The sequence below is a fragment of the Pseudomonas sp. T1.Ur genome, from assembly GCF_023516725.1.
GTDB lineage: Bacteria > Pseudomonadota > Gammaproteobacteria > Pseudomonadales > Pseudomonadaceae > Aquipseudomonas > Aquipseudomonas alvandae.
In genome coordinates, this window is record NZ_JAMGSN010000001.1 from 5307044 (window position 1) to 5318924 (window position 11881).

The 11881-nt window shown below is 60.2% G+C and carries 10 protein-coding genes; 7 read left to right on the forward strand and 3 right to left on the reverse strand.

Annotated elements, in window-relative coordinates:
* Positions 1–64: 64 nt before the first annotated feature.
* Together mgrA and M8Q45_RS23470 are read right to left on the reverse strand one after the other, a co-directional pair.
* On the reverse strand, positions 65–1102 hold the full coding sequence (mgrA, locus tag M8Q45_RS23465) for an L-glyceraldehyde 3-phosphate reductase (protein ID WP_249876580.1): 1038 nt from the start codon (positions 1100–1102) through the stop codon (positions 65–67).
* Between the two features lie 209 nt (positions 1103–1311).
* Entirely contained in the window at positions 1312–2202 is an 891-nt protein-coding gene (locus M8Q45_RS23470) for a LysR family transcriptional regulator (RefSeq protein WP_249876581.1), read from the reverse strand.
* Positions 2203–2328: 126 nt separating this feature from the next.
* Between M8Q45_RS23470 and M8Q45_RS23475 the strand changes: the two genes are divergently transcribed.
* Complete coding sequence (locus M8Q45_RS23475; protein WP_249876582.1) at positions 2329–3069, forward strand: SDR family oxidoreductase; 741 nt, start codon at positions 2329–2331, stop codon at positions 3067–3069.
* Positions 3070–3208: 139 nt separating this feature from the next.
* Here M8Q45_RS23475 and betT read toward each other — a convergent pair whose 3' ends face one another.
* Entirely contained in the window at positions 3209–5170 is a 1962-nt protein-coding gene (betT, locus tag M8Q45_RS23480) for a choline transporter BetT (RefSeq protein ID WP_249877383.1), read from the reverse strand.
* 492 nt (positions 5171–5662) lie between these two features.
* On the opposite strand from betT, the gene M8Q45_RS23485 reads away from it, so the two are divergent.
* From M8Q45_RS23485 to M8Q45_RS23510, 6 genes are all read left to right on the forward strand, one after another.
* Positions 5663–6661: a D-cysteine desulfhydrase gene (locus M8Q45_RS23485; protein ID WP_249876583.1), complete on the forward strand. Its 999-nt coding sequence runs from the start codon at positions 5663–5665 to the stop codon at positions 6659–6661.
* 303 nt (positions 6662–6964) lie between these two features.
* Positions 6965–7765 (forward strand): cystine ABC transporter substrate-binding protein, encoded by an 801-nt coding sequence (gene tcyJ, locus M8Q45_RS23490; protein ID WP_003196665.1) that lies wholly within the window; start codon positions 6965–6967, stop codon positions 7763–7765.
* Positions 7765–8430 (forward strand): cystine ABC transporter permease, encoded by a 666-nt coding sequence (gene tcyL / locus M8Q45_RS23495; RefSeq protein ID WP_249876584.1) that lies wholly within the window; start codon positions 7765–7767, stop codon positions 8428–8430. Before tcyJ ends, tcyL begins: the two co-directional genes overlap by 1 nt.
* Before the next feature lie 3 nt (positions 8431–8433).
* Entirely contained in the window at positions 8434–9195 is a 762-nt protein-coding gene (gene tcyN, locus M8Q45_RS23500; protein WP_198797036.1) for an L-cystine ABC transporter ATP-binding protein TcyN, read from the forward strand.
* A gap of 468 nt (positions 9196–9663) precedes the next feature.
* The gene (locus M8Q45_RS23505) at positions 9664–10431 is read left to right on the forward strand and encodes a hypothetical protein (protein WP_249876585.1); all 768 of its coding nucleotides are present in this window, start codon (positions 9664–9666) and stop codon (positions 10429–10431) included.
* Between the two features lie 192 nt (positions 10432–10623).
* Complete coding sequence (locus M8Q45_RS23510) at positions 10624–11865, forward strand: SfnB family sulfur acquisition oxidoreductase (protein WP_249876586.1); 1242 nt, start codon at positions 10624–10626, stop codon at positions 11863–11865.
* Positions 11866–11881: the final 16 nt, after the last annotated feature.

Sequence of the window (11881 nt, forward strand, 5' to 3'; positions counted from 1 at the left end):
GCTCGACAGCCCCTACAGCGCGGCCCAGCGGGAGCAAGCTCCCTCGCCACAGGGGTGTTCGGTATTACTCCGCCGTCGAAGGCTTCTCCCACAGGTTGATCCCGCCCTCCTGGGCAAAGCGATCGATCTCGGCCAGCTCTTCGGCGCTGAAATCGAGATTGCGCAGGGCCCCGACGTTCTCGACGATCTGCTCCGGTCGGCTCGCGCCGATCAGGGCGGAGGTGACCCGTGGATCGCGCAAGGTCCAGGCCAGCGCCATCTGCGCCAGGCTCTGGCCGCGACGCTGGGCGATTTCATTGAGGGCGCGCACGTGGGCGATATTTTCCTCGGACAAATGCGAAGCTTGCAACGAGCCACCCCCCGGGCGATTCACCCGCGCATCGGCCGGAATGCCCTTGAGGTATTTGTCGGTCAGCAGGCCCTGGGCCAGCGGCGTGAAGGCAATGACGCCCGTGCCGAGTTCCTCGGTGGCGTCCAGCAGGTCTTTTTCCACCCAGCGATTGAGCAGGTTGTAGGCCGGCTGGTGGATCAGCAGCGGGACTTTCCATTCCTGGAGCAGCGCGGCCATTTCCCGGGTCTTCACGCCCGAATACGAAGAGATGCCGATGTACAAAGCCTTGCCCTGCTGCACGGCCGTCGCCAGCGCGCTGGCCGTTTCCTCCAGCGGCGTGTCGGGGTCGAAACGGTGGGAATAGAAAATGTCCACGTAGTCCAACCCCAGGCGCTGCAGGCTCTGGTCGAGACTCGCGAGTACGTATTTGCGTGAACCGCCGCCCTGGCCATACGGGCCGGGCCACATGTCCCAGCCAGCCTTGCTGGAGATGATCAGTTCATCGCGGTACTGCTTGAAGTCTTCACGTAACAACCGGCCGAAATTGATTTCGGCGCTGCCGTAGGGCGGGCCGTAGTTGTTGGCGAGGTCGAAGTGATTGATGCCCAGGTCAAACGCCGTGCGCAGCAAGGCTCGCTGGGTATCGATCGGCGTGCTGTCGCCGAAGTTGTGCCACAAGCCAAGTGACAGGGCCGGCAGCACCAGCCCGCTGCGACCGACGCGGCGATAGGGAATGGACTCGTAGCGGTTTTGCGCAGCGGTGTAGGTCATCGAAAAGGCTCTCTGTGCGAACGGCGAATGGCAGAAACTAACATTTCACAGACGCATCGGTCAGGCCGAAAGTTCGCATGGCAAGTGTGGGGGCGAGCTTGCTCCGGGCGGCGATCCGACGATAGCGGTGGATCAGCCAAAAAAACTATCGACTGCAATGGCCTCATCGCGAGCAAGCTCGCTCCCACAAGGTCCTTGGTAGCCAAACCTTAACGCGCCTGCGCAAACACCTCCGCCACCCAGTCCACGAACACCCGAACCCGTGGCGACATGTGTCGGTTGTGCGGATAAAGCACCGACACTGGCATGGAGGGTGGCGGCGTCGCGGCGAGCACCTCCTGGATCAGGCCCTGCCGGATCGGCTCCTCCATTCGGTAATACGGACACTGGATCAGGCCCATGCCGGCAATGGCCGACGCGGCGTAGATTTCCGCGCCGGACACCGACAACGTGCCGCCAATCGACACTTCCTTGAGTTCGCCGTCGACCATGAATTCGAACGGATACAGCTTGGCGGTCGTGCGCGAGACGTAGTTCACGGCCTTGTGATGCCGCAAGTCATCAAGGCTTTTCGGCTCGCCATATTGGCGCAAATAAGCGGGGCTGGCGCAGGTGACTTGCCGAAGATTGGCGACACGCCGGCCAATCAATGACGAATCCGCCAACGTGCCGGAGCGCACGACGCAATCGACGCCTTCGGCAATCAGATCGACAAACCGGTCCGCCTCGCTGATGAACAGTTCGATTTCGGGGTAGCGGGCCATGAATTGAGGCAACGCCGGGATGACGAAATATCGCGCCTGCGTTCCGTGCAGGTCCACCCGCAGCTTGCCTTTGGGCGCCACGCCGCGAAACGCCAGTTCGGCTTCTTCCAGTTCCGCCAGCAATTGTACGCAGCGCGGGTAATAGGCTTCGCCATCGAGGGTCGGGCGTACCTTGCGCGTGCTGCGCTCAAGCAAACGCACACCCAACCAGGCCTCGAACTGATTGAGCGTATGAGTCAGCGTGGCCCGTGGCATGTTCAAGTCTTCAGCAGCCAGGGTGAAGCTGCTGCGCTCGTAGATGCGGACAAATACCCGCATGGCCTTGACCTGGTCCATCGAAATCCCGCGCTCCGATTGTTGAAGATTATTGAACAGTCAAGGCAACTTTCCGGCATTTATCGGCGAGAGTAAACATGTGAATCTGCCTGCAACCCATCACTGCATCCCAAGGGGATACTCGCCATGACTGCTCCAAACTCCAAAGTTGCCATCGTGACCGGCGCCTCCCGCGGCATCGGCGCACAGATTGCCAAGCAACTGGCCAGCGACGGCTTCGCCGTTGCCGTCAACTTCGCCAGCAGCGCCACCGAAGCTTCCAAGCTGGTCGTGCAGCTGCGCCAGGCCGGTCACCAGGCCATAGCGGTGAAGGCCGACGTGTCGGTTGCCGCCGATGTCAGCCGGATGTTCGATGAAGTCGAAACGCAACTGGGCAAGGTCGATGTGTTGATCAACAACGCCGGCATTCTCCAGGTCATGCCCTTGGCAGAGCACAGCGACGAGCTGTTCGACCGTACGTTCGCCATCAACACGCGCGGTACCTTCAACACCCTCCGCGAGGCCGCGACTCGGCTGAACGACGGCGGCCGCATCGTGAATTTTTCCAGCAGTACCGTGGGCCTGAACCTGCCTGGCTATTCGGTGTACATCGCCAGCAAGGCCGCGGTGGAGTCGCTGACCCAGGTGTTCGCCAAGGAGCTGCGCGGTCGCCAGATCACCGTCAACGCCGTGGCGCCGGGGCCGGTCGCCACCGAACTGTTCATGCACGGCAAAAGCGAAGAGCAAGTCCAGCACTACGCGAAGATGCCGCCCCTGGAGCGCCTCGGCCAGCCGGAAGACATCGCCAGCATCGTATCTTTCCTGGTGAGCCCGGCTGCCGGTTGGGTCAATGGGCAAATCCTGCGGGCCAATGGCGGATTGGTCTGAGGCTGAGTTCGGCGCAGCCAGTGAAACCGCTTTCGTCGGATCGCCGCCGGAGCAAGCTCGCTCCCAGAGGGTCAGCGGATTCCCTTGTGGGAGCCAGCTTGCTCGCGATGCGGGGCAGATGAACACCGGATACCGCTGGTCAACGCACCAGATGCAAGAACTGCATGTGCCGCTCGTACTGGTCGAGGATGTCGTTGATGACCTGCTCCTTGGAATAGCCCACCAGGTCGTAATCCTGGCTGCCTTCACTCAGGTGCACTTCGGCACGGTAGTAACGCCGGTTGTTGATTTGCTTGGAGCCCATGCCACCCCGGGCGAAGGACGGCGTGAAGTAGCCGCGCATCTGCACCTGGTAGATGAACGGATGCTGCTCACCGTGGCCGATTTCCAGGCTGACACTGTCGGTCGCCGGGTCGGGCTGGGTCATCACGGTCAGCCCCTTCTCGATGAACACCGCTTTCACATCTTCGATGGCCGGGCGCACCGTGGTGTCGAGGAAGCGGTACACCTCGTCGCGAGAGGGAAAATGCACCGCCTGGCTCAGGCGTTGGCGCCAACCGCCAGTGCCCCGTCGCGAAGCCGAAACGGGCGCCAATGAATGCAGTTGCGCGATCTGCTTCTGGGATTCGAGGTAGAACGCCTTGTGCAGTCCCCACATCATCAGCAAGAGAATCAGCGAAAAGGGCAATGAGGTCAGCACCACCGCTGACTTGAGCGCATCGATGCTGCCGGAGAACAGCAAGGCGCTGGTCACCAGGGCGGTCATTGCGCCCCAGAACACACGAAGCCATTTTGGTCCGTCTTCATCCGGACTGCCGCCCTTGGCCGAAAGCGTGGACAGCACCACGGTGCCGGAGTCGGCGGATGTGACGAAAAACACAAAGCTGATAAACACCGTGACAGCGATGACCGTCTTGCTCCACGGGTAGGTTTCCAGCAGCAGGTAAAGGCTCATCGACGGGTTATCCACCGCCGACATCCCCAAGGCGCTCATGCCATGGTTCAACACTTGGTCGAGGGCGCTGTTACCAAAGATCGACATCCACGCCAGGGTGAAACCGAGGGGAATCAACAGCACGCCAAAGACGAATTCGCGAATCGTCCGACCACGGGAAATGCGTGCAATGAACAGCCCCACGAACGGCGACCACGCAATCCACCATGCCCAATAGAACACCGTCCACCCGCCCAGCCAGTCGCTCGGCTTGTCGTAGGCGTACAGGTCAAAGCTTTTCATGGGCAAGGCGCCGAGATAGTCACCGACGTTCTGGATCAGCGTGTTGAGCAAGTGCTGGGTCGGGCCGGCAAACAGCACGAACAACAGCAACGCACAGGCCAGCAACATGTTGATGTCGGACATCACCCGCACGCCTTTGTCGACGCCGGCCACCGCGACAATGATCGCAGCGCCCATCATCAGCACGATCAGGCCGACCTGGATCCACTGCGTATGAGCGATGCCAAACAGGTAATCCAACCCGGAATTGAGGTGCAGCACACCAAACCCCATGTCCGCACCGAGACCGAAGACCGTCGCGATAATGCCGAAGCCATCCACGGCATAACCGATCGGACCGTTGATGCGCTTGCCAATCAACGGATACAACGCCGATCGCAAGGCCAGCGGCAAATTGTGCCGGTAGGCGAAGTACGCCAAGGCCATGCCGACAAAAGCAAACACCCCCCAGCCGTGCAGGCCCCAGTGCAAGAAGAGTATCTGCATGGCCTGGCGCGCCGCGTCAGCGGTACCGGCTTCGCCTTGGGGCGGCTGTGCCAGATGGGTCAGCGGCTCGGAAACACAAAAGAAAAACAACGTGATGCTGATCCCGGCGGCGAACAACATGCCGGCCCAGGACAAGTAGCTGAATTCAGGCTCGTCGTGGTCGGCACCGAGCTTGATCTTGCCGTAGCCAGACAATGCGGTGACCACCACGAAAATCAAATACAGGGTCATCGCCAGCAAGTAGTACCAACCGACCGTGTTGGCTGCCCAGTTCTGGGCCGCCAGCAGCCAGGCGCCGGCCTGCGCGGGCATGGCGATCACCACCAGGCCGAACAGCAGAATGAAAGTCGCGGCGAAGTAAAACACCGGCGGATTCATGCGGACCAGGCCGCTGGGTGAAAGGGACGAAGTACTCATCGACGAAGCACCTCGCAAAGCGAAATCGTGACGTGTGCAAACGGACTCGGCAAAGGCAAGCCTCCTGTTGTGAGCGGGCAGCAAACCAATGGTTTAACTTGAATGAACGTTCAAGTTAAACATGAATAGCTAGCTAAGGACTAATCGCAGGGCTCAACGGCACGCTTTCCTACCCTAGCCCATGGCTGGGTATGACGGTGCCTGGCGGGCATTCGTTCAGTGTTCAAGGGCAGATACCCCTGTGGGAACGAGCTTGCTCGCGATGACGGCCTGACATCCAATATCTCTATTGATCGCTGCACCGCCATCGCGAGCAAGCTCGCTCCCACAGGTCCGGCACAAGCCAAACCGGCGGCGGTGTCGCCGCATCCACGCCCGAACGGAAACATCCCGGTTGCCCCTCAATATCCACGTGCCTATAGTCCAGGCATCGCCTACAACCAGTACGGACCCATGATCAAAGAACAGCTGTCTCGCTTTCATCGTCTTGACCTGCTCGGCCACCCGACACCCCTGGAAAAACTCGATCGCCTCTGCGCCTGGCTCGGCCGGGACATTTACATCAAGCGCGACGACCTGACGCCGCTGGCCCTGGGCGGCAACAAGCTGCGCAAGCTCGAATACCTGGCCGCCGACGCCATCGCCCAAGGCGCCGATACCCTCATCACCGCCGGGGCGATCCAGTCCAACCATGTACGCCAGACCGCAGCCCTGGCCGCGAAGCTGGGCCTGGGCTGCGTGGCGCTGCTGGAAAACCCGATGGGTACCGAGGACAGCAATTACCTGGGTAACGGCAATCGTCTGTTGCTGGAGCTTTTCGACGCCAAGGTCGAGCAGGTAGACAACCTGGACAACGCCGATGACCAATTGCAGGCCCTCGCTGGCCGTCTGCGCAGCAACGGCAAAAAACCGTACCTGGTGCCGATTGGTGGTTCCAATGCCTTGGGCGCGCTGGGTTATGTACGCGCCGGCCTGGAGCTGGCCGAGCAGATCAAGGACACCGGACTCGATTTCGCCGCCGTGGTACTGGCCTCGGGCAGTGCCGGCACGCACAGCGGCCTGGCGCTGGCCTTGAGCGAAAGCCTGCCTGCGCTTCCGGTCATTGGCGTAACGGTTTCGCGCAGCGAAGAGGACCAGTTCCCGAAGGTGCAGGGCCTGGCCGAGCGCACTGCGGAGCTGCTTGAAGTGGCCCTCCCAGAGGCATTCAAGGTCAATCTGTGGGATGAGTATTTCGCGCCACGCTATGGCGAACCGAATGCCGGGACACTGGCAGCGGTCAAGCTTCTGGCGAGCCAGGAAGGTCTGCTGCTCGATCCGGTCTATACCGGCAAGGCCATGGCCGGCTTGCTCGATGGCATCGGCCGCGACCGTTTCGATGACGGTCCGATCATCTTCCTGCACACCGGCGGCGCGCCGGCGTTGTTTGCCTATAACACGGCGTTCTCGGCTTAGTGGAGGACTCAATGGAGGGCTTTTGTGGGAGCGAGCTTGCTCGCGATAGCGATAAATCCGCCGACAATTGTTTAACTGACACACCGCCATCGCGAGCAAGCTCGCTCCCACAGGCCCTCATTCCAAATTAGCATAGATGCTTTATTTAATATTATTTTCCAATCTATAAAACCCACCCTATAGTCTCGCCTGCCGCGAGACGTCCAGGCTGCTTTAAGGCAGGATGTGGCAATCTTTTCGAATCGCGGCTACGCCTTATCTCAGCCAAAATAACGTCGTCATAAGAAAACACAGGGGCTTGTCATGAATTTTTCCGCATTACGTCGCAACCTGCTGGTGGGTTCGCTGGGCCTGGCATTGAGCGCCGGCCTGCTGGGGCAAGCGGTTGCCGGTGAGCAACTGCAAAAAATCAAGGACGCTGGTGAAATCAAGATCGGCCTGGAAGGCACTTATCCACCGTTCAGTTTCGTTGATGACAGCGGAAAACTGACCGGCTTCGAAGTGGAGTTCTCCGAAGCCCTGGCCAAGGAGCTGGGTGTGAAGGTCAAGCTGCAGACCACTCCATGGGCGGGCATTCTCGCGGCGCTGGAATCCAAGCGTCTGGACGCTGTAGTCAACCAGGTGACTATCTCCGAAGAACGCAAGAAGAAATACGACTTCTCCGAGCCGTACACCGTTTCCGGGATTCAAGCGCTGGTCCTGACCAAGAAGGCCGACGAGCTGAATATCAAGAAAGCCGCTGACCTGGATGGCAAGAAAGTTGGCGTGGGCCTGGGCACGAACTACGAACAATGGGTCAAGGCCGAAGTACCGGGCGCCCAAGTCAAGACCTATGACGACGATCCGACCAAGTTCCAGGATCTGCGCGTCGGCCGTATCGACACCATCCTGATCGACCGCCTGGCCGCGCTGGAATACGCCAAGAAAGCCAAGGACACCACCGTCACCAGCGAAGCCTTCTCTCGCCAGGAGTCCGGTATCGCCCTGCGTAAAGGCGAGCCTGAGCTGCTGGCCGCCGTGAACAAGGCCATCGAAAAACTGCGCGCCGACGGCACGTTGAAAAAACTCTCGGAAAAATACTTCAGCGCTGACGTCACCCAATAATGGAAGCAGCTCTTCAACTCGCGCTGGACTCCGCGCCCTTCCTGCTCAAGGGCGCGTATTACACGGTCATCCTCAGCCTGGGCGGCATGTTCTTCGGCTTGTTGCTGGGGTTCGGCCTGGCGCTGATGCGCCTGTCGCGCTTCACGCTGGTGAACTGGATCGCCCGCATCTACGTGTCGTTCTTTCGCGGCACGCCGTTGCTGGTGCAATTGTTCGTGATCTATTACGGGTTGCCGCAGTTGGGCATCGAGCTGGATCCGCTGCCAGCGGCGCTGATCGGTTTCTCGCTGAACATGGCCGCCTATGCGTGTGAAATCCTGCGGGCCGCCATCAGTTCCATCGAGCGCGGCCAGTGGGAAGCGGCGGCGAGTATCGGCATGACCCGTGCGCAGACCCTGCGCCGGGCCATCCTGCCGCAAGCCGCCCGCACCGCCCTGCCACCGTTGGGCAACAGCTTCATTTCCCTGGTCAAGGACACCGCGCTGGCGGCGACTATCCAGGTACCGGAGCTGTTCCGCCAGGCGCAGTTGATCACCGCGCGAACCTTCGAAATCTTCACCATGTATCTTGCCGCCGCGCTGATCTACTGGGTTCTTGCCACCGTGCTTTCGCACCTGCAGAACGTACTGGAAGCCCGGGTCAATCGGCACGACCAGGAGTCCTGACCCATGATTGTCGTGGAAAAACTGACAAAGCAGTTCAAGGGTCAGGTGGTGCTCAACGGCATCGACCTGAAGATAGAGGAAGGCGAAGTGGTTGCGATCATCGGCCCCAGCGGCTCGGGCAAGACCACCTTCCTGCGGTGCCTGAACTTCCTGGAAGAACCCAGCAGCGGCCGGATCAAGGTCGGCGACATCGAGATCGATGGCAGTCGCCCGTTGAACCAGCAGCAAGGCCTGGTGCGTCGCCTGCGCCAGCAGGTGGGCTTCGTGTTCCAGAACTTCAACCTGTTCCCCCATCGCACGGCATTGGAAAACGTCACCGAAGGTCCGATCGTGGTGAAAAAGACGCCGCGCGCGGAGGCCGAGACGTTGGGTCGCAAGCTATTGGCCAAGGTCGGATTGGCCGGTAAGGAAAACGCCTATCCGAGGCGCCTGTCGGGCGGTCAGCAACAGCGCGTGGCAATTGCTCGCGCGCTGGCAATGGAACCGGCGGTGATCCTCTTCGACGAGCCGACCTCGGCGCTGGACCCGGAACTGGTGGGTGAAGTACTGGCGACGATTCGCGGCTTGGCCGAGGAAAAGCGCACCATGGTCATCGTGACCCATGAAATGAGCTTCGCCCGGGATGTGGCCAATCGCGTGGTGTTTTTCGACAAAGGCGTCATCGTCGAACAAGGCGAAGCCAAGGCTTTGTTCGCGAACCCTAAAGAAGAGCGCACTCGACAGTTCCTCAGCAAGTTCCTCTCTGCCGGGCACGGCGCGCAATAACTTATCTCCTTGTCGAAACTTTCATGGAATGAAAGCTTCGACAAAACTTACCAATGTCTCCGCCAACTTCCAGCCCAAAGCAAAACCTGGCATTCACTCCTGCTCGAATGAGTCGCCAAAACCAATACGATTATCGCAAAAACAAAATTACCGCCTTGACCTGACCTGCTCCCGACCCAGCCTCACATATACCGCACAAGCCGAGGAAAAGGGCGTCGAAAGCCGCGCATTAGTACCTTCGGCGCGTAGGATATTTCTGAAGACTTGCACAACTAGCTATTAAGCTCGCCGCTCTATTGACATTAAAACTACTGGCCCTTTATCTAGGGACGGACAGACCAAGCTCATCGTTCCGAAGTACCCATACAAGTTAACGACTTATTTGCCGAGCGATTGATCAGGCTGGATAAGCAGGCTTCCTGTCTCCACGAAAAAATGGTTCGTTTAATAATTCAAAGGAGTACCAACATGACATGTACGTCAACTATTCCTGAACTGGCCGCGCCCACCTTGGCGAACGCACAGCGCGCCGGAATCAACATTACCAGCGCCACCCATCTGGAGATCATCATTGCCGCCTACCCGGGCATGGACGTCGGCGATGTGGTCGAACTGTTTTGGGACAACTGCTATGTCGGCTCTCGCCTGCTGTCACATGAGGATACGCACGGCAGCATCACGTTGCGGGTGCCGGAGAGCTTTATCGTCAATGGGACCTCACGCATACACTATCGCGTCATGCAAATTGGCCGAGGGCCAGCGCGATCGGCCACGCAACAGGTCCAGGTCAAGCTCGATTGCCCCGGTGGCCGACCCTCGACCTTGACCGGTGATGAAAACCAGAGCCTGGCGCCGGTGCGGATTCCACAAGCCATCCGCCGCCAGGGCGTGAACCCGAACCAGATCAAACGTGGCGTGCCGCTGACCATCGAGCCCTACCTGAACATGGCCGCCGACGACGCGATTACCGTGCGTTGGGGCGATGTGCGCATGGACCTGCCGAGAATAAAGCCTGGCGAGGTGGGCCAGCCGATCCACGTCTGGGTGCCGCCGGAAATCATCATGGAAGCTGGCGAGGACCTGCGCCTGGAAGTGACCTATTGCATCATTGACCGGGTAGGCAACAATTCCCGTTGGGCGCCGCCACGAACATTGAAGATCGGGAGCGCCCATCCCTGCCTGAAAAACCCGCCGAAAAAAGTGCAGCCCGCACCGGGAATCAAATCCAACCTATGATTATTCCTAAAAGTTAGTTCAAAAACGGTTTATGCACGTTTAGGGTATATGAACCGGACCACCGGACATTCTTGATTTCGCTCGCCGCATTCATCGCGGTGTTTTCTTGAGATGTGAGGTGGGTATGGTACGGAACACAATCACCCCGGTGCAGAGCGCCACGGCCCTGCACGCAGCCCTGGAGCGGCTGTGATGTCCGATTTGGCCCAGGCAAAGGTCCAGAGCGACCAGGACATCGCGCCGCTGTTATTGCCGGCACAGGTACTGCGCAACGATGCGGAGGCCATCGAGGCCGCTCATCAATTGGCACAGGTCGCCCGCCAGCAAGCCGCGCGTCGCGACCAGCAGCGCAAGTTGCCTTGGTCGGAAATCGAGCAGTTCACCCGTAGCGGCCTCGGCAGCATTGCCGTTCCTCGCGAATACGGCGGACCGCAAGTCTCCTCGGTCACCGTCGCCGAAGTGTTCGCAATCATTTCCGCAGCAGACCCGGCCCTCGGCCAGATTCCGCAGAACCAGTTCGGCGTGCTCCAGTTGATTCTCGCGACGGGCACCGAGCGACAAAAGAAGATTCTCCTGCAGAGCCTGCTCGAAGGCTGGCGCATCGGTAACGCCGGACCGGAACGCGGCACCCGCAATACCTTGGAACTCAAGGCGCGGATCACGGCCGACGGCGACGGCTTCGTCATCAATGGCCAGAAGTTCTATTCCACCGGTGCGCTGTTCGCCCATTGGGTCGCCGTCAAGGCTTTGGATGACGAGGGTCGCCAGGTGTTGGCGTTCGTTCGACGCGGCACTCCCGGCCTGCGCATCGTCGATGACTGGTCGGGCTTTGGCCAGCGCACCACGGCCAGCGGCACGGTCCTGCTGAACAATGTGCGGGTCGACGCCGAGCTGGTGCTGGACAACTGGCGCATCAATGAAGTGCCAAACGTGCAGGGGGCGTTTTCGCAACTGATCCAGGCCGCGATCGACCTGGGCATCGCCCGGGGCGCCATCGATGACGCGATCGCCTTCGTTCGTGAACGCGCACGGCCCTGGATCGAGGCCAAGGTCGAGCGGGCCAGCGATGACCTGTACGTCATTGCCGACGTCGGCAGGCTGAAAATCGAACTTCACGCCGCCGAGGCGTTGCTGCGCAAGGCTGGGCAAGTCCTCGATCAGGTCAACGCCGCGCCAATCACCGAACAGTCCGCCGCCCGCGCCTCGATAGCCGTCGCCGAAGCCAAGGTGCTGACTACCGAAATCGCCCTGCAGGCCAGCGAAAAGCTCTTCGAACTGGCCGGCAGCCGCGCCACCCTCGCCGAATTCAACCTTGATCGCCACTGGCGCAACGCGCGGGTCCACACCCTGCACGACCCGGTGCGCTGGAAATACCACGCGGTCGGCGACTATCGACTGAACGGCACCCTGCCAGCCCGACATTCGTGGATCTGACGACCCGACCCCTGGA